The 19707-nt window shown below is 37.0% G+C and carries 17 protein-coding genes; 16 read left to right on the top strand and 1 reads right to left on the bottom strand.

Annotated elements, in window-relative coordinates; genetic code table 11:
* Window positions 1-311: 311 nt before the first annotated feature.
* Window positions 312-1217, bottom strand: coding sequence for a LysR family transcriptional regulator (locus B1B04_RS22215; protein WP_079563528.1), 906 nt, complete (start codon window positions 1215-1217; stop codon window positions 312-314).
* Between the two features lie 132 nt (window positions 1218-1349).
* Between B1B04_RS22215 and hpaI the strand changes: the two genes are divergently transcribed.
* The 16 genes from hpaI to B1B04_RS22135 all read left to right on the top strand — a co-directional run bounded on the left by hpaI (window position 1350) and on the right by B1B04_RS22135 (window position 19559).
* Complete coding sequence (hpaI, locus tag B1B04_RS22210) at window positions 1350-2276, top strand: 2,4-dihydroxyhept-2-ene-1,7-dioic acid aldolase (RefSeq protein ID WP_079563527.1); 927 nt, start codon at window positions 1350-1352, stop codon at window positions 2274-2276.
* Between the two features lie 70 nt (window positions 2277-2346).
* On the top strand, window positions 2347-3864 hold the full coding sequence (hpaE, locus tag B1B04_RS22205) for a 5-carboxymethyl-2-hydroxymuconate semialdehyde dehydrogenase (RefSeq protein WP_079563526.1): 1518 nt from the start codon (window positions 2347-2349) through the stop codon (window positions 3862-3864).
* 27 nt (window positions 3865-3891) lie between these two features.
* Window positions 3892-5361 (top strand): 4-hydroxyphenylacetate 3-monooxygenase, oxygenase component, encoded by a 1470-nt coding sequence (gene hpaB / locus B1B04_RS22200; RefSeq protein WP_079563525.1) that lies wholly within the window; start codon window positions 3892-3894, stop codon window positions 5359-5361.
* Between the two features lie 30 nt (window positions 5362-5391).
* On the top strand, window positions 5392-6375 hold the full coding sequence (gene hpaD, locus B1B04_RS22195; RefSeq protein ID WP_079563524.1) for a 3,4-dihydroxyphenylacetate 2,3-dioxygenase: 984 nt from the start codon (window positions 5392-5394) through the stop codon (window positions 6373-6375).
* A gap of 23 nt (window positions 6376-6398) precedes the next feature.
* A complete protein-coding gene (locus tag B1B04_RS22190; protein ID WP_079563523.1) occupies window positions 6399-6872 on the top strand; it encodes a flavin reductase family protein in 474 nt (157 codons plus the stop codon).
* A gap of 21 nt (window positions 6873-6893) precedes the next feature.
* The gene (locus tag B1B04_RS22185) at window positions 6894-7790 is read left to right on the top strand and encodes a cytidyltransferase (protein WP_079563522.1); all 897 of its coding nucleotides are present in this window, start codon (window positions 6894-6896) and stop codon (window positions 7788-7790) included.
* A gap of 28 nt (window positions 7791-7818) precedes the next feature.
* Complete coding sequence (locus B1B04_RS22180) at window positions 7819-9261, top strand: aldehyde dehydrogenase family protein (protein ID WP_079563521.1); 1443 nt, start codon at window positions 7819-7821, stop codon at window positions 9259-9261.
* 62 nt (window positions 9262-9323) lie between these two features.
* On the top strand, window positions 9324-9677 hold the full coding sequence (locus tag B1B04_RS22175; protein WP_170939056.1) for a DUF485 domain-containing protein: 354 nt from the start codon (window positions 9324-9326) through the stop codon (window positions 9675-9677).
* Window positions 9678-9681: 4 nt separating this feature from the next.
* On the top strand, window positions 9682-11238 hold the full coding sequence (locus B1B04_RS22170; RefSeq protein WP_079563519.1) for a solute symporter family protein: 1557 nt from the start codon (window positions 9682-9684) through the stop codon (window positions 11236-11238).
* Window positions 11239-11291: 53 nt separating this feature from the next.
* The gene (locus B1B04_RS22165) at window positions 11292-12050 is read left to right on the top strand and encodes a fumarylacetoacetate hydrolase family protein (protein ID WP_079563518.1); all 759 of its coding nucleotides are present in this window, start codon (window positions 11292-11294) and stop codon (window positions 12048-12050) included.
* A 33-nt stretch (window positions 12051-12083) separates the two neighbouring features.
* Window positions 12084-12872 (top strand): fumarylacetoacetate hydrolase family protein, encoded by a 789-nt coding sequence (locus B1B04_RS22160; RefSeq protein ID WP_079563517.1) that lies wholly within the window; start codon window positions 12084-12086, stop codon window positions 12870-12872.
* 15 nt (window positions 12873-12887) lie between these two features.
* Window positions 12888-13274 (top strand): 5-carboxymethyl-2-hydroxymuconate Delta-isomerase, encoded by a 387-nt coding sequence (locus B1B04_RS22155; RefSeq protein WP_079563516.1) that lies wholly within the window; start codon window positions 12888-12890, stop codon window positions 13272-13274.
* A gap of 395 nt (window positions 13275-13669) precedes the next feature.
* Complete coding sequence (locus B1B04_RS22150) at window positions 13670-15163, top strand: aldehyde dehydrogenase family protein (RefSeq protein WP_094075121.1); 1494 nt, start codon at window positions 13670-13672, stop codon at window positions 15161-15163.
* A 260-nt stretch (window positions 15164-15423) separates the two neighbouring features.
* Complete coding sequence (locus B1B04_RS22145) at window positions 15424-16242, top strand: helix-turn-helix transcriptional regulator (protein WP_079563515.1); 819 nt, start codon at window positions 15424-15426, stop codon at window positions 16240-16242.
* Between the two features lie 414 nt (window positions 16243-16656).
* Window positions 16657-18054 carry an APC family permease gene (locus tag B1B04_RS22140; RefSeq protein ID WP_079563514.1) on the top strand — a complete coding sequence of 466 codons (1398 nt, stop codon included), beginning with the start codon at window positions 16657-16659 and terminating at the stop codon, window positions 18052-18054.
* Window positions 18055-18179: 125 nt separating this feature from the next.
* Entirely contained in the window at window positions 18180-19559 is a 1380-nt protein-coding gene (locus tag B1B04_RS22135) for an aminotransferase family protein (RefSeq protein WP_079563513.1), read from the top strand.
* Window positions 19560-19707 lie beyond the last annotated feature (148 nt).

Genomic DNA, 19707 nt, shown 5'->3' with positions numbered 1-19707 from the left:
CAGCTTCTAATTTCACTTTTTCTTTAAATTTAACCATACAAAAACTGCACCTCCAATTGTTAGATTGAGTGTCTAATAATTGGGGAGCAGTTCATCATCTGTGGAGGGCTTTTAATTTGCAGAAAAGGAAGGTGTCAGATGAAAACAGACACATTATATACATCCATATAATAGCCACTTTCTTGATTCAACAATAGAGTGGACCACCTCTAGAGCATCCACTGTCATATTCTCTTTGGTAGAAGGGAGTAATTAAAACCTTTAAAACTGATTCAACACATCATGATATATAGAATCATGTAATTATTGAGTCATTCTACATGTGAAATATTTAAACTGTATTCCTTCTTAAAAGTTTCAATAAATTTAATAGCACTTTTTGAAAGGTAACGGTCCTTTAACCAGATAACGGCGGAATCTGATTGAATACTTAGTTCTTCAAGCTCCAATATTTTCAGGCCATTCATAGAAAATGAATGTAAGACAGACCTTGGGAGTAAGGAAGCACCGACACCTTCTCTAACTAGGGACATAATCATAGCAGCGTCTGAACATTGACAGACAATATTTGGTTCATAGTGATATTTTCTACAAGCTTCTATAACCAGTTCGTATTGACCAACACCCTTAAAACGTTGTAGCAACATTAGTGGCATACTTGAAAGTTCATCTAGTCTTAATGTATTTTCATAATTCCACGTCTCAGGGATAACGGCAACAAAATGGTCCGGAGGTAATGGCAGTGAAGATAAGTCATCTGATTCTGCTTCTAAAGGTAACCGCACTATCGCAACCTCAATATGCCTATTTCTTAAATCTTGTAATAATCGATAGGTATCCCCTTCGTATAAACGAAATGTTACGTTTGAATACTTTTCTCGGAAAAAGCGAATGCGTTCAGGTAGGTAAGAAAAGCATGTTTTTACAGATCCAATTGATAAGATTCCCTTAAGACCTTCTCCTACCTCTTTCACTTCCATAATTGTTTCTTCAATCTGATTTAAAAGATTGGTAGCTCTCTTATACAAAACTTTTCCTGCTTCTGTTAGTTCTATATTCTTTCCATTTCGTACTATCAAAAGAGTACTAAGTTCTTCCTCCAGCGCTTTTAGCTGTTGACTAAGGGGGGGTTGGGCCATATGTAACTTTTTCGCTGCTCTAGTGATTTGGCCTTCTTCAACAATAGTGGCAAAGTATCGCAATTGTCTTATATCCATGAAATTCCTCCTTAGAAAGCATATTTATTTTATATACGTTACAAACTTTTTAAATATTTTAAATATTTTAAACTTAATGATACATTAATCTTGAAAACGATTCCATGAAAAGGTAGAAAAGGAGAAGATAAAATGTCTAGAATTCGAAAAGCTAAGGAAAGTTTAAAAGGTTCGATTGCACCAGTTATTACACCATTCAAGGAAGATGAAAGTTTAGATTTACAGACATTTAAAAGTTTAATTAACTGGCAAATAGAAAGTGGGAGCCATGGTATTTCGGTAACCGGGACTTCTGGGGAACCTAGTTCTCTAACAATCGAAGAGAGAGAGCTTGTGATGGAGACAGCAAGTAAAACGATTAACGGACGAGTTCCATTTATACCAGCAACGGGATCAGTTAATCATAATGAAGCGCTTCGGCTAACAAAGGCTGCTCAAGAAATGGGAGCAGATGCTGCGATGGTCATTGTCCCATACTATAACAAGCCTTCCCAGCAAGCATTATATAAACACTATAAAACTATTGCCAATGCCGTGGATATTCCAATAATTATATATAACATTCCTGGAAGAACAGGAGTGAATATGGAAGTAACAACAATGGCTCGACTTGTTGAAGATTGTCCGAACATTATTGGTGCCAAAGAGTCAAATAAAGATTTTGAGCATGTCAATCGGGTGCTATTAAATTGTGGTAGAGATTTTAGTCTATTCTCGGGAATTGAACTTCTTTGCTACCCAATGTTAACAATCGGTGGGAAAGGTTCTATTAGCGCTACAGCAAACGTTGCACCGGCGAAAGTAGCAGAAATGCACAATGCTTGGGAGGAAGGAGACACTGAAAAAGCGTTAGATCTTCATTTTGAATTAATGACATTAAATGATGTGTTATTTAAAGAGACTAACCCTGGACCAGTAAAAGCAGCGCTGGGCATGATGGGTAAAATTACGCCAGTTTTACGCAAGCCAATGGATTTACCATCTGAGGTACTTCAAAACGAAATTCGTGAAGTTTTAAATCAATATGGCATCTTGTCAAATGAGATTGTAACTAAATAATTATTCAAAATCTAAAAAATTCTCTTACTCCTTGTTATAGGAGTAAGAGAAGAATGAGGAGTGTAATAACATGCAAGTTCAAGTAACTGAGACTCAAAAAAATCACGTACACAAGCAAGTAGCAAATGTAAAACTATATATTAATGGACAGTTTGTCGACAGTAAATCAGATGCTATTTTTGAAAATAAAAATCCATTTACTAATGAAATAAACAACTATATCGCTGAGGGGCGTGAAGCGGATATAAATCAAGCAGTTCTTTCAGCAAAAGAAGCGTTTGAGAATGGTCCGTGGGGCAAGTTGAAATTGAAAGAAAGAATGAAATATATTAATAGAATTGCAGATCTCATCGATGAGGAGATTGAAGAAATCGCTTTCTTAGAATCATTAGATACAGGTCTACCAATTAGCCAAACGAGAAATCAAACCGCACGTGCTGCAGAAAATTTCCGTTTTTATGCACGTATGGTTGAGACAAAATTGCATGGCGAATCTTACCCAATGGATGATGAATTCATTAATTATACAGTTTATAAACCATTAGGAGTTATAGGGTTAATTACGCCATGGAATGCCCCATTCATGTTAGAGACTTGGAAAGTAGCGCCTGCATTAGCAACTGGAAATACTGTTGTGCTAAAACCAGCTGAACTTTCACCATTGACTGCAAATAAATTAGCTGAAATTATTCATAAAGCTAAAGTTCCTGATGGAGTCTTTAATGTCGTTCATGGATTTGGAGAAACAGCAGGGGCTGCTCTTGTTGCTCACCCAAATGTGAAAGCGATTTCATTTACAGGTGAAACGACTACAGGTTCCACTATTATTAAAAATTCTGCGGATACTTTAAAGAAAACCTCGATGGAGCTTGGTGGGAAATCACCTTTAATTGTATTTGATGATGCAGATCTTGAACGAGCTTTAGATGCAGCAATATGGGGGATTTTCTCTTTTAACGGGGAACGTTGCACATCCAATTCTCGAGTATTCTTGCATAAAAATATTAAAGTTCAATTTGTTGAAAAATTATTAGCACGTGTCGCAAACATTAAAATTGGTGACCCAATGGATTCATCAACTGAGCTTGGTCCGCTAATTGAAAAAGGTCACTACAACAAAGTAAAAAAATATATAGAAATCGCTAAACAAGAAGGTTGTGAAGTAGTTCAGGGCGTGGTTCCGGAGAAGGTAAAGGCAGGTAATTTTGTACCACCGACACTTTTATTAAATGCAAAAAATGACATGAGAGTATGTCAGGAAGAAATCTTTGGTCCCGTTATGGCCGTAATCGAATTTGAAACAGATGAAGAAGTACTTCATATGGCAAATGACGTATCTTACGGACTAGCTGGCTTTGTATGGACAAAAGATTTAAAACGAGCACATCGTATGGCGGATGCTATTGAAGCAGGTATGCTTTGGATTAACGCTCAAAACGTACGAGATCTTCGAATTCCATTTGGCGGTATGAAAGATAGTGGAATTGGAAGAGAGGGTGGTCATTTCGCAATGTTTGAATTCTATACAGAACCAAAGGTAATCCATGTTGCTATAGGTGACCATCATATTCCGCAATTTGGGAAGTAAAAACTATTTTCTAAGGGGGACACAATAATGCCAGCAAAAACAGGAGAGCAATATATTGAAAGAGTCGATAATGCACAGGCAAATATATGGATTGATGGCAAACGAGTAGAAGGAAAGATTTCAGAACATCCAGCTTTTAAAGGAGTAATGAAAACTCAGGCAGAACTTTACGATTTGCAACATGATCCAGACAAAAAGGATTACATGACATATGTATCTCCAACAACTGGTGAACGGGTAGGGACATCTTTTATTCAGCCAAAAACAAAAGAAGAATTGGTGACACGTCGCAAAATGATGCAAGAATGGGCGAAATATAATGGTGGCATGATGGGACGTTCCCCTGATTACATTAATGTCGGGATGATGGCGTATGGTTCGGCTGCAGAAATGTTCGGAAAACAGGACTCCATCTATGCCGAAAACATGGCCAACTACTACGAGTATTGCCGTGAAAATGATTTATCTTTAACACATACGTTGATTCAGCCTCAAGTCAATAGGGGAGTAAATTCAGCACAGCTTCCAGATCCGTATATTGCAGCACGAATTAAAGAGAAAACATCTGAAGGGGTCGTTATCAAAGGGGCAAGATTACTTGCTACTCAAGGTGGTATTACCGATGAAATCATGGTATTCCCATCTACTTTGTTAAAACAATCAGCTGAAGAAAATCCATATGCATTTGCATTTTCTATTCCTAATAACACACCGGGCTTGAAATTTATTTGTCGAGAATCTTTTGATTATGGTAAGTCTCATTTCGACCATCCACTAGGATCTCGCTTTGAAGAAATGGATACCATTGTTGTGTTTGATGATGTTGTCGTTCCGTGGAATCGAGTCTTTGCTCTTGGTGATGTTAATGTGTGCAACCAGGCCTACAATGAAAGTAATGCAGTTGTTCATATGACACATCAAGTTGTATCAAAAAATATCGCGAAAACAGAGTTTGTACTTGGTATTCTTCAATTAATGGCAGAGACCATTAATATTGGCCAATACCAACATATACAGGAGAAAATCTCTGAGGTAATTATTGCACTTGAAACGATGAAAGCATATGTCGTTGCTGCCGAAGCAAATGCAAAAGTGGATAGATGGGGAACTATGACACCAGAATTTGCACCGTTAAATGCAGCGCGTCATTACTTCCCGAAAATTTACCCACGCTTTACAGAAATTATGCAATTAATGGGTGCAAGTGGCTTAATGGCGATTCCAGCAGAAGCAGACTTCAATTCTGAAATTCGTCCGGATCTTGATAAGTATTTACAATCAGCCACTGGAGATGCTTATGATCGTGTGAAACTTTATCGTTTGGCATGGGATGTATGTATAAGTTCATTCGGTACTCGACAAACACTTTATGAGCGCTTCTTCTTCGGTGATCCAGTTAGAATGGCAAGTACGCTTTATAACGGGTATGACAAACAAGAATATGTTGATCGTGTAAAAGAATTTTTGAATCGATCAGAAGCGTTAGTTAAAAAATAACTAATTAATCGACTAAGGGAGATGAGGAGTATGGATTTCAATATCATTCGTATTGCCAGAACTGTTATAAATGTGAAGGATTTAGACCGTTCAAAAGATTTTTATGTAAAAGCGCTCGGTATGATTGAAACGGAAACTAAGGACGACTGTGTTTATTTGAGAGGGCTTGAAGAACACACACACCACAGCTTGGTCCTTAAAAAGTCCGAGACGTTAGGGGTACACGCACTCGGTTACAAAGTAGAAAAAGAAGAAGATCTTGACCGTCTGGCTGAATTGTTTCAAGCAAAAGGCTTAAAAACAAAGTGGCTAAAGGAAGGTACTCAGCATGCTCTTGGGCGTGCACTGCATGTACATGATATTTCAGGAATGCCTCTTGAATTTTTCTGCAAGATTGAAAAAGCAGAGCGCTTACTTCAGCGCTACGATTTATACAGCGGTGCACGAATTCAGCGGATTGACCACGTAAACTGTGCTGTACCGGATGTAGAAAAAGCTTACAACTTCTTTATCAACGAGCTAGGCTTTGCATGTTCTGAATATACAACTATAGAAGATGGAAGTATCTGGGCTACGTGGCTCCATCGCAAACAGACCGTGCACGATCAAGCCTTTATGAACGGAGATGGTCCGCGTCTTCATCACTTTGCTTACTGGCTACCGGATCCACTTGCTCTAATTCATTGTTGCGATGTTTTAGCTTCTCTTGGTTATTCAGAGAACATTGAAAGAGGTCCAGCACGCCACGGTTTATCCAATGCGTTTTTCTTGTATTTAAGAGATCCAGATGGATATCGCATAGAGCTGTATAACGGAGATTACTTAACAAGTGACAATGACTTCGAGCCGATTCGATGGGATTTAAATGACCCACGTCGTCAAACATTATGGGGGGCAAAAGCACCGGACAGTTGGTTTAATGAAACATCTCCGTTTTTAGATATTGAAACGAATGAACAAATTCAATCAAAAGCACCAAACCTAGCACAGCGCAAACCAGAGCTTGTTATTTAAATAAAAGGAATGGAGGAATTTTAATGGATGATCGTACATTTCGAGATGCGATGGGTAAATTTGCAACGGGCGTAACAGTTATTACAACGGACATTGATGGAGAGCCACATGGCATGACAGCAAATGCCTTCATGTCAGTGTCGCTAAACCCAAAACTCGTACTAATATCAATTAAAGAAAATGCAAAAATGCTCGATAAAATTAACCGTTCCGGTAAATTTGCAGTAAATATTTTATCGGAAGACCAGCAAGAAATTTCCATGTTATTCGCCGGCCAGATCAAAGAAAAGCGAGAACCAGAATTTGACCGCCTAAACGAAATCTCGGTAGTAAAGGATGCACTAGCTAATATTGTATGCACTGTATATGGAAAGCAAGTAGCTGGTGACCATACACTGTTCCTTGGAGAAGTGGAAGAAATTGTTCTTCGTGAAGGAAACCCTCTGACATTCTTTGCAGGAAAATATGGCCAGATCACTGCACCGCAGTTAACTTAACATAAAAGGAGAGGGCAAACGATGGAGACAATTACTATTAAAAGTTCAATTGATAAATCAAAGTTCACTGAAATGGAAGCTTGTGTTTTGGCTCTTGGTTTTTTTGATGGCGTTCACATCGGCCATCAAAGAATTCTTGAAACAGCAAAACGAATTGCTGTGCAAAAACAATGCGCCTTTGGTGTTATGACGTTTTATCCGCACCCAAAAGATATACTCTTTCCTCATTTGGAGCCAATGACTTATTTAACTCCGCTTCCTTTGAAAGAAGATCGGTTTGAAAAGCTGGGTGTTGAGAAGTTATTTGTTGTTGAGTTTAGCCCTGAGTTTGCTCGTCTTTCTCCTAACGATTTTGTTGAACAATACATTATAGGACTTGGATGTATACATGCTGTAGCAGGCTTTGATTATCATTATGGCTATAAAGGACTCGGTAATATGAAAACGTTATCAGAGTATAATCCCGGAAGTTTGGAAGTAACGACTGTTCCAAAGATCCAATATGATGATGAAAAAATTAGTTCAACAGCAATCCGAAAATTGCTTGATGAAGGTCATGTGCAAAAGATTCCTATGTACCTTGGCGATTTTTATGAAATTAATGGAGAAGTAAATCAAAGTTCCCTTTTTTACAACAACCATCAGTTTCTTAAATTAATAGTAAAAAAGAGATACCGAATGCCTAAACCAGGTATTTACCATATTCAAGTTGAAATAGATGGTAATAATTATGATGGAACCTGCCACCAAATATCTATAAATGAGCAACACCCTTCATTATTAATACAATTAAAAGATTGTTCTGTATACCCATACAAGAAGCGGATTAAGGTAAAGTGGCTAGATTATAAATATGGCAAGCAGAATGAGTCCTACGGAATGAATGAATACATGAAAAAAGATGAGCTAGTGATCTAATGAATAGAAAGCTAGAAAGGAGTAGACTATGAATTTAAAAGTACAAGCAAGAAAGAAAAACTTATACATTGATGGTCAATGGCAAGAGGCCACTGAACATGCATCCCTAACATCTCCATACTCTGGAGATGTTATTGCATATATTCCTAAGGCTAATGAAAAAGAAGTGAATGAGGCAATCGAAGCTGCATGTCGTGCAAAAACAGTAATGGCGAAAATGCCAGCTCACGAACGTGCAGCTATTTTGGAACGTTTGGTAGGTTTGTTTGAGAAGCGTTTAGATGAAGCTGCAGAAATTATCGCTTTAGAGGCAGCTAAACCAATTGCTACTGCGATCGAAGAAGTGAAACGGACAATACAAACGTATAAGTTTGCAGCTGAAGAAGCAAAGCGAATTCATGGAGAAACAATTCCATTGGACGCTGCACCAGGTGGAGAAAAACGAGTTGCATATACGGTGCGAGAACCTATTGGGGTTATTGGAGCGATTACTCCATTTAATTTCCCGATGAATTTAGTTGCCCATAAAGTAGGTCCTGCCATTGCCGCAGGAAATACAATTGTATTAAAACCAGGATCTCAAACCCCACTATCTTCTTTCTTTTTAGCAGAGTTGTTACAGGAGGCTGGTTTACCTAATGGAGCTCTTAATGTGATTACTGGAAGCGGAAGAGTCGTGGGAGATAAAATCGTGACCGATGATAGAATTGCAGCTATTACATTTACGGGAAGCCCAGCTGTTGGAATTGGTATTCGAAACAAAGCAGGACTGAAGCGCGTGACATTAGAACTGGGTTCAAATGCTGCCGTTATTATTGATAAAGGGATCGATATAGATTCAATTATTAATCGTTGTGTGAAGGGAGCCTTTTCTTTCCAAGGTCAAGTATGTATATCATTACAACGAATTTATATTCATGAAAGTTTGTACGAAACATTTGTGCAAAAATTCGTTGAAGAAACTCAACAACTCAAGATTGGTGACCCTTTAGATCCACGTACGGATGTTTCAGCGCTTATTTCAAAAGAAGATGTGGGACGTACTTTAGATTGGATTCATGAAGCGAAACAACATGGAGCAGAAGTAGCAACCGGGGGAATCGCAAAAGGGAATATTCTATTGCCAACAGTATTATTAAATGCAGATTCTTCTTTAAAAGTTTCGTGTCAAGAAGTGTTTGCTCCAATTGTTATCATCAATAAAGTTCAAACAGTAGAGGAAGCAATTGAGCAAGTAAATGATTCGAGATATGGTCTCCAAGCGGGAATCTACACAGATAATGTTCATACAGCGTTAACAGCAGCTGAAAACCTTCATGTTGGAGGCGTAATGATTAATGATATTCCAACGTTTCGTGTAGATCACATGCCTTATGGAGGTGTGAAGGAAAGTGGAGTTGGAAGAGAAGGAATAAAATATGCTGTAGAGGAAATGACAGAGCTAAAACTAGTAGTTTTTAATAGAAATTAAAAATCGAAAAATTAGAAGCATTTAAGAACCCTATTAAATTATTAGGAAGAGGTGCTATCAATTTGGAGCTAGTAAAAGAACAGAGTAGTGTAAAACAAGACATCGAACAACAAGACAACAAACAAATAGATTATAACAAAATTTCCACTTCGGAGGATTTTAAACAACTACTTTTAAATAAGAAAAAGTTTATTATTTCATACACCATTTTTTATTTGGCATATTCTCTAGCTTTACCATTCCTAGCCTTGTTTACAACTATATTAAACGTCCAAGTAATAGGAGACATTACGTTAGCGTGGATTTACGGTATTTCAATTATCTTCATGTCATTTTGGGTATGCAGTGTTTATGTAAAGAAGTCTGCTGAATTTGACGAAAAAGTAAAGCAAATCATAGTAAAAGAGGGGCTGTAGACATATGGGATGGGATATAATACTTCTTTTTGTACTTATGTCAATAGGGGTACTTTTCATTACGTACTATGCTTCCAAAAAAACAAAAACGGCGGGTTCATTCTATACAGCTGGAGGTGGTCTGACTGCTAGACAAAATGGGCTTGCTTTAGCTGGAGACTTTATGTCTGCATCTACCTTTTTGGGGTTAATTGGAGCCTTTTCTTTAACGGGATATGACGGATTTTTCCTTATGTACGGTGCCCTAGTTTCTTTTCTTGTCATTTTATTTTTAGTTGCAGAACCATTAAGGAATCTTGGGAAATATACGTTAGGTGATATGATTACTGCTCGATTTAAGTTTAAACAAGTACGAGGTGTAACAGCCTTCAATACAATAATCATCTCAGTTTTTTATATGCTTGCACAGCTTGTTGCTGCAGGAGCTTTATTCAAATTATTATTAGGCATTCCGTATAATACTTCAGTCCTTATTGTTGGTGTTGCTATGTTAGCTTTTGTTTTGTTTGGAGGAATGACCGCAACAAGCTGGGTTCAAATTATTAAAGCCGTTCTTTTAGTAGGTGGAACCTTTATTATGTTTGTAATGGTTATGTGGAAATTTAATTTTAATTTTATTGGCATTTTTACTGATATGAAAACAGCCACTCCTTTTGGAATTGATTTCTTAAATCCTGGTTTAAAATATAAAAATGGTTGGGATGCAGCTTCTTTAACTCTTGGGCTCATTCTTGGGACAGCGGGTCTACCCCATGTATTAGTTCGCTTTTTAACTGTACCTAATGCTCAGGTTGCCAGAAAGTCAGTTGTTTGGCTTATGTGGATCATGGGGCTATTCCATATTATGGTCGTTTTCCTTGGGTTTGGAGCAGCAAAGCTAGTTGGAACTTCGAATATTATAGAGGCTAACCCAGCAGGGAATATGGCAGCGCCGTTATTAGCAAGGTATATTGGCGGAGATTTTATGTTTGCTTTCATTTCTGCGGTTTCTTTTGCTACGATTCTCGCAGTTGTCGCTGGAATTGTGGTTACGGGAGCAACAGCATTTTCCCATGACTTTTATAACGAAATTTTAAAAGACGGGAAGGCAACCGAAAAACAGCAAATGTTTATGGTACGTCTTGCATCGATTCTCATCACTGCTATCGCCATTTCCTTATCATTATTTCTTCAAAATTTCAATGTTGCCTTTGTAGCATCAATCGCTCTAACATTAGCAGCGAGTTCGAATTTACCAGTTATTTTATTAACTATTTTTTGGAGAAAATTCAACAAAACTGGAGCAATATTTGGGATGCTTATAGGATTAATTAGCACGATTGGTCTAGTTATGTTGAGTCCAAATGTTTGGAATCCAGAACCAGGTGTAGCTTTATTTACTGGTAATCCTATTTTCCCTCTTGCATCACCAGGAATTCTTTCTATACCGCTAGGTTTCTTAGGCTGCTATATTGGTACATTAATAGGGGCCCGCAAGTCAAAAAATGTAGAGGATAATTTTTCGGAAATTATCGTTAAGTCAAATATAGGTAATGATGTTAAAGGTGTAGTTAATCATTAGTGTTTAAGTAATCATCAGAAGAATTTACGAGTTTATGAGAGGAGTGAATAGTTATGAGTAAGGCAATTATTAAATTTAGTGAAACCCTCCACACAAAAGAAGTGGAAGTAGATCCTCAAAGCAATACAATTATTCTCGGTGATAGAAATTTAACAGTAGAGCAGTCCTCTTTAGAGGCGCCGATTTCAGGTACAGTATATGGGGCTTTATTAAATTATAGTGGCGAGCTTAAAGCATTAGGTTCATCGTTAACGAAAGAGCCTTATAAACAGCCTCCCAAAGCGCCTGTCTTATATATAAAACCTGTGAACACCATTACTGGATTTAAATCATCAATTCCATTACCCGAGGATACATCTCATCTGCAAGTAGGTGCCTCATTAGGCATTGTCATTGGAAAAGATGCTACTCGTGTAACTGAAGAAAAAGCTTTAAATCATGTATTAGGATACACCATTGTAAATGATGTGAGTATTCCACATGAGAGTTTTTATCGACCAGCTATTAAGCAAAAAGCAAGAGATAACTTTTGCCCTGTAGGTCCATGGATTATTGAACGCGATGCAATCGTTGACCCTAATAATTTGACAATTACTGTATTCGTTAACGATGAATTAAAACAAAAGAATACAACGGCTAATTTAATTCGTCCTGTATCGCGGTTGATTTCTGAAATTTCTGAATTTATGACACTGTATGAGGGAGATGTTTTACTGATTGGGGTACCTGAAAATCCTCCGTTTGTTAAAAAGGGAGATCGAGTACGAATTGAAATCGATGGAATCGGTTATTTGGAAAATACAGTTGAATGAGAATCTCATTGTTTTAAAAGGAGCGCGATTATTATGAAACATGCACGTGTAGTATTTCAGGATGTCGTTCATCACGCAATTGAAACAGATGACGGTCATCTTAAACTAGATAATGGACAAATTGTTTCTGAGGAGGAAGTGGTCTGGCTACCGCCTGTCCAACCTAGAACTGTTTTTGCTTTAGGACTAAATTATGCAGATCATGCAAAGGAACTTGCTTTTCAAGCACCAACTGAACCTTTAGTTTTTCTAAAAGGTCCTAATACTTTTATCGGTCATCGAGGTCAGACTTACCGACCGGATGAAGCTACCAATATGCATTACGAATGTGAACTTGCAGTTGTCATTGGGCGTTCCGGGACTAACATTAAACGAGAAGATGCATATGATTATGTAGCAGGATATACCGTTGCAAATGACTATGCCATCCGTGATTATTTAGAAAACTATTATCGTCCGAACTTAAAAGTAAAGAATAGAGATACTTGTACACCAATTGGTCCATGGCTAGTCGATGTACAAGATATTGAAGATCCTATGAATCTTACATTGCGTACTTATGTAAATGGAAAAGTTACGCAGGAAGGCACAACGAAAGATATGATTTTTAATATTCCTCAATTAATTGAGTATTTAAGTAGTTTTATGACATTAAATAAAAACGACATTATCCTTACTGGTACGCCTGAGGGCTTAGCTGATACAAAGGAAGGAGATGAAGTCATTACTGAAATTGAAGGAGTGGGACGACTAGTAAATACCATTATTAGTGAAAAACATTTCTTAAGAACTAAAAGTGATAACGCTATTTTTAGTCAGTGAAAGGGATGAAAATACATGCCGCATTTTTTTGTTGAGTATACCGATAATATAAAGAAAGAAGCAGACATTCCGAATTTACTTAAAAAAGTGAATGATATTTTGATTAGCCGTAGTAATCTTTTTCCGACTGGAGGAATTCGATCAAGAGCAGTAGAACTTCAAAATTACCGAGTAGCAGATGGAGCGGAAGATGATGCATTTGTTCACGCTATATTAAAAATTGGGGCGGGGAGATCGACTGAAAATAAGAAAGAAACTTGTGACGAACTATTCGAAGTAATCAAGGATCATTTTGCTGATTTATTTTCTAGACGATATCTGGCATTATCTATGGAATTGATTGAATTCAGTGAGGAAGGTACTTACAAGTATAACAATATTCATAAGCGTTTTAATAAGTAAGAAGGCGCTGAAAGTCAACCTGCGTTAAAGGTAATAGATTTAAATTTGGCTAAAAGAAGTTTTCTAGATTTTTAATCTAAGATCTTCATTACTGTTGTTTCATTGATTAAAAGGCTCATAGTCGACATTTTTCAGAGGGTATGAGCCATTATATCAAGACAACATTCAGGAGAATTTGTTAATGAAGGGAAAAAATAGGGAATACAATGTGGACAGGACTATAAAAAGAAAACAGAAGTTATATAAAAACCATTTGCTCAGAACTTTTGCTTAGGGTAAATAATTTAGTTTGTAAGAGTAGTTCCGCTTTTTACAATAAAAAACAATTGATATCGCTTACAATTTAGGTTACATCGCGTTAAGTTTAGATTTTCATTTCAGGAAGGGGACTTTAAATGATAAAGAATCAGGCTTTAGATGTGAACTGCATTGAATGGGCAAGTAAAATAAACAAAAGTTATATTGGAGGTCAATGGGTAGAGGGGGGGAGTAAAAGAATTTATTCAATAAAGGATCCGTATGATCAGTCAACTATTACATCTGTAGAATTAGCGAATATAGAGCAAATAAAAGACGCTTATCACAAAGCAAAAGCAGCACAAAAGGAATGGGCTAAATCTACTCCAGAACAAAGAAGAGAGGTTTTAACAAAAGCATTAGACTATTTAGAGAAAAATAAAGAGCATATTTTGGAATTAATTACACGAGAAACAGGTGGAACACTACTTAAAGCTCATATTGAGTTTGGCTTTGGGGTTAGTGACATAAAAGATTCTATTAATATGGTTGATGAAATATACACACCCAAAAATTATGTATCTACTACGCCAGGAAAGGTTAATCGTGTATATCGATTACCTTTAGGTGTTATTACGTCCATCACGCCTTTTAACTTTCCATTTAACATGGCAACAAGAACAATTTTCCCTGCCATTGCTCTCGGGAACAGTGTTGTTCATAAACCAGATCTCCAAGTTGGAATAGTTGGTGGACAAGTTTTTGCAAAGGCTTTCGAAGAAGCAGGACTTCCAGCTGGAGTGTTTAATTCAATTTTAACTGATCTTCAAGAATCAGGAGATGAATTCCTGTTAAATAAGAATTCTTCGTTTATCAGTTTTACAGGATCGACTGCAGTAGGAAAACATATTAATAAGGTAACAGGCGGAACATTAAAGCAAATGGCATTAGAACTTGGAGGCAATAATCCTTTAGTAGTTTTAAGAGATGCCGACGTTGAACAAGCAGTGAAAGTTGCCATCTTCGGGAAATTTCTGCATAGTGGCCAAATCTGTGCGATAACAAACCGAATTATTGTTAATAGAGATATTTATGATGAATTTGTTGCTAGATACGTAGAAAAAGTAAAGGGATTAACAGTAGGAGACCCCAAGGACCCTAACACAATTATTGGACCTGTTATAAATGAAAAACAAGCTGATAAAATTATGGATTTAGTTAATAAAGCAAAGGAAAGTGGATTAAAAGTTGCTGTAGAAGGTGACCGTACAGGGAATGTTATTTCTCCATTTGTATTTGTTGACGTACCAAATGATTCAAGTCTTGCATCTTGTGAAATCTTCGGTCCTGTTGCACAAATTATTCCGGCTGAAAGTGATGAAGAGGCCATTCGTTTTGCTAATGACACGGAATATGGATTATCCTCTTCCATTATGACTAGTGACTTAGAAAGAGGGGAAAGATTAGCCCTTGAGATCGAATCTGGTACAACACATATAAATGATATGCCTGCAGTGCTAGAAGGAAATGTTCCATTTGGTGGAGTGAAACAAAGTGGAATTGGACGTTTTGGATATGAATGGATTGTAGAGGAGTTTACTGTTGCGAAATGGGTATCTGTACAGACGAGTGAATTAGATTATCCGTTTTAGGATTACAGTGAAATTCAAATTACAGATTTTCCGAACGAGCTAAACCCTGCATGCGCTTTCTCGTTCGGGAAATCTGTAAATAGAGAGCCAGAGAGTAGACGTAGATGAGGACCAACCGTTAATAATTGCAAAATAACTACTTACACATACTTTCTGTAAGAAAAGTAGTAAACCGTTGATTTGGCTGTTACTTGATTAATCGAGGATATATTAAGCATCGATTTGTAAGCGCTTACTAATATGTGTTAAAGGGGGTATAAGTGATTAGTTCTTTAAATTCGAAAATAATTAGTTACTTGCCGTCTCAGCCTGACTTTGAATTTCAGACAGATTACTATATTGAACAAAAAGTTAGAATTAAACCAAACCAACCATCTATTCTGTTTTATCAATTTAAAATGGGAGGGGTAAGTAGTCAAATTTCTGTTATCCCGGATGGGTGTATCGATATTCTCATTAATTGTGATCAGCATTACGGTAATATTTGTGGAAGCGTTACTAAAAGTAGAGTGATTAACCTTCTCCCGAACAGTACATACTTTGGTATGCGTTTTCTGCCATGTCTAGATATTAAGAAAATAAAATTCGGTATAAAAGACCTTACAGATAAAGAAATTTCCTTAAATGAAATGTTTCCTGTAAATACGAATATTTTAGAAAGGGTAGTAACCGACGAAAGTTTTGTGGAGAGAGTCAATATATTCAATGAAATATTGGAAAACCAAATTTTTGAGATGGATAAATCAACAAAACTAATTAAACAAGCATTATATAATATATACGCGACAAGAGGTAATATTACCATAACTCAACTTGCAGAAGAAGTAGGATATTCAACTAGATATTTAAGAAAACAATTTGAAGACCATATTGGAATTTCCCCAAAATTATTTAGCCAAATAGTAAGATTTCAATCATCACTAAATATGCTTCTAAGGACAACCCACTTTACGTTAAATGATGTTATTTATGAGAATGGTTATTATGACCAAGCCCATTTGATTCATGAGTTTCGGAATTTTGGATGCATGACACCTTATCAATTAACTGGGCAAAAAAGTTGCCTGAAAACCAGCTAAATAATGTTTGTATTGCTAAAGCAATTACTTATTTAAGTAATTGCTTTTTACGTGCGCCTGGCATGAGCATATTGGAACAATTTATGAGTAAAAATTTAGAATGTTCCGATTTTTACAATATTAAATGATCTTCATCTGATAATCTGTAATTAATATTAAGAATGCTTATTGTTCCTACTACAGTTCGTAGGAAAAAATGGCAATAAACAAAACGAAAGAGGGGGAGTGTCAGATGAATGACGAAATATATTAATGGTGATTGGGTTGAGGCTGTGTTAGGCAGAACGTTTGAGTCTATTAACCCCAGAACTGGAAATGTACAGTTAGACAAAGCATGCCTGAGTTGACTTGAATGAAAAGGTTTGAATATGGAGGATAACGCTTTGTATAAATAACAAAATTATAATAACGCCAATGGGGGTAGGGATTATAGAAACACAAAAATCAGTAGAGAACATTCAAATTTTATCAGATGGGCAAAGTCTAAAAAGAAGTTTAAAGATGCGTGATTTAGTTATTTTTGGTCTTGGCTTTATGGCACCAGTTGCAGCGATGTCAATGTTTGGAATTATCACTTTGGTATCTCAGGGCCATTCTGTCCTCTCATATGTTCTTGGTTTTGTTGCAATGTTATTTACGGCGTACAGTTTCGGTAAAATGGTTGAAGCTTACCCAGTTGCGGGCTCAACCTATACCTACGCCCATCAAGCGCTACACCCTAAAATAGGATTTATAGCTGGATGGGGAATGCTCCTTGATTATCTGTTGATACCCATGCTAACTTTTTTGATCAGTGCAAGTTTTGCAAACGCCCTTGTACCAAGTATTCCGGTTTGGGGTTGGGTTCTCATTTTCGCTATCCCAATCACGATTGTAAATATAATTGGAATTGATATAGCAACTAAGTTGAATTCAGTTTTAGTGCTCTTCATGATTATCGCGGTGATCGCCTTCGTTTTCAGCGCAAGTCACTTTATTATAACGGGTGAGTTATCTTTAATAAGCTATAAGGCAATTTATGATGGTGATTCATTTTCAATAGGAGCAGTTATTGGCGGGGCAGCTATTGTTATTGTCGCTTACCTAGGTTTTGATGCTATAACAACCTTAGCTGAAGAGACGAACGTAGCGGGGAATAAAATTGGTTTGGCCATTATGTTTACCTGTGTCATTCAAACGGTATTTTATGTTTCCGTCACTTATTTAGCAGTGATTCTTGTAGGAAATTATTTAACTATTGATAATCCCGACACAGCCTTCTTCAACGTTTTAGAGACGATAGGGGGCGGGTTTCTTCAGACTTTTATTACATTTACGATTATCGCATCTGGATTTGCAAGCGCCTTAGCAAGCCAATCAGCTTCAAGTCGTCTGCTCTTGGGGATGGGACGTGACAATGTCATCCCTCAAAAATTTTTTAGCTATATCCATCCAAAGTATAAAACACCGATGAATAATATTTTATTAATGTCAATCATCGGAGTTATTGGTGCAGTATCTTTGGATTTGCAAATTGTCTCTGACTTAGTTGCATTTGGTGGATTATTAGGATTTGCTTTCGTGAATATTTGTGTAATTAATCATTATTATTTAAAAAATAAGCAAAAAAATATCGTTAAACATTTGATTGTTCCATTAATTGGGATGTCAGTTTGTCTTTATATTTTGTGGGGGCTTTCAACAGCTGGAAAAATAGTTGGATTTACTTGGATGGGAATTGGTGTTTGTTATTTCGCGATTCGATCCATGTATTCAAAAGAATCCAAGAAACTCCAAGAAACTCTTAACAGATATAGAAGGGCAGAATATTAGTTAAATAAAATAACAATTTTTATACCTACTCAGAGCATTAGCTAAATGAATTAACAAAGGCTTTATTGATAGGACAACTAGTTAGGAAAGTTAATTATATTTGTCTATTAAAGGAGGAATAAAATATGCAATATGTTACAAAACGGAATAACCTAAGCAAATTGGAATTATCAGAGCTTGATAAAAAACATTATTTGCATCCGACTACACCACCAAGAGCTCATTATTTATCAGGGCCTTCAACAATCTTTACAGAAGGTAAAGGAATTTATCTGAAAGACATAGAGGGGAAAGAGCGTATTGATGGGGTTTCGATGCTTTGGAATGTTAATCTTGGCTATGGAAATGAAGAGCTTGCTGAGGTAGCAAAACAGCAGATGTTAAAACTTTCTTACAGCTCTTCATTCAGCGGACAATCCAATGAGCCCGCTATCCTTTTAGCACAGAAAGTGGCCTCATTAGCACCTGGTGATTTGAATGTTTGCTTCTTCACATCGGGAGGTTCGGAATCTAATGATACTGCATTTAAACTAGCCCGTTTTTATTGGAAAGTAAAAGGTCAGCCAGAGAAAACAAAAATTATTTCTCTTGAACAGTCATTCCATGGGGTTACAGTAGGAGCCACAAGTGCTACAGGAATCGAGGGATTCAACAAATTTGCGAACTCCAATGCTCCGAACTTCCTTACAGCTGCAGCGCATGTTTTGAATGCAGAGCTTGGTGATAAAAGTGATCCAAATTACTCGCGTTCGATTCGTGGGATAATTGAATCAGAAGGATCCGACAACATAGCCGCTGTCATTCTGGAGCCAATCCAAGGAGCAGGCGGGGTAAGGTTCCCTCCTGACGGATACCTTCAAGCTGTTCGCAAACTTTGCGACGAACACAACATTTTGCTTATTGCAGATGAGGTGATTTGTGGGTTTGGAAGAACTGGAAAGACCTTTGGTGTTGATAATTGGAACATTGTTCCGGACTTTCTATGTGTTGCAAAAGGAATCTCAAGTGGCTACGCACACCTGGGTGCCGTAATTATGAGAGAGCATGTAAGAGAAGCATTTATTCAATCAGATGAAATGATGTTCCATGGATTCACATACAGTGGACATCCAATGGCTTGCGCGGTTGGTTTAAAGACACTTGAGATATTAGAAAGAGATCAAATTGTTGAGAATAGTAGACTTCGCGGTGAGCAATTATTAAAAGGACTTAAGTATCTCGAAAGTAATCATAAACATATAACGAATGTAAGAGGTCTTGGTCTACTTGCCGGTATTGAACTAGTTAAAGATCCTGAAAACGGCATCGCATTTGATCCGTCGGTACACGCCGCAGCTCTGTATACAGATATATGCATGGACTTAGGGCTACAATTGCGTTACTTCGATTGGAAGGGAACAAATACGGTTGCTCTTGCTCCACCGCTTATTATTACAAGCCAACAGGTTGAAGAGATTATTAACAGAATGTCTGACGCTCTTAAAAGGTTCGAAAAACAAATTTAAATCACGCTAGCAAAATCTATTAAGACTATTGATAGTGATAGTAAAGACTATATCCAATAAACAACTGCTGACCAGGCGCTCATAACATATGAGTACCTGGTCTTTTTGTGTTTATTCATCATACGGTCTAAACTTGTTACGGAGCAAT

Origin of the sequence: Lysinibacillus sp. KCTC 33748, assembly GCF_002237755.1 — a bacterium.
GTDB lineage: Bacteria > Bacillota > Bacilli > Bacillales_A > Planococcaceae > Lysinibacillus.
The sequence above is the reverse complement of the archived record's forward strand: the minus strand, read 5'-3'. Positions and strand labels throughout refer to the sequence as shown.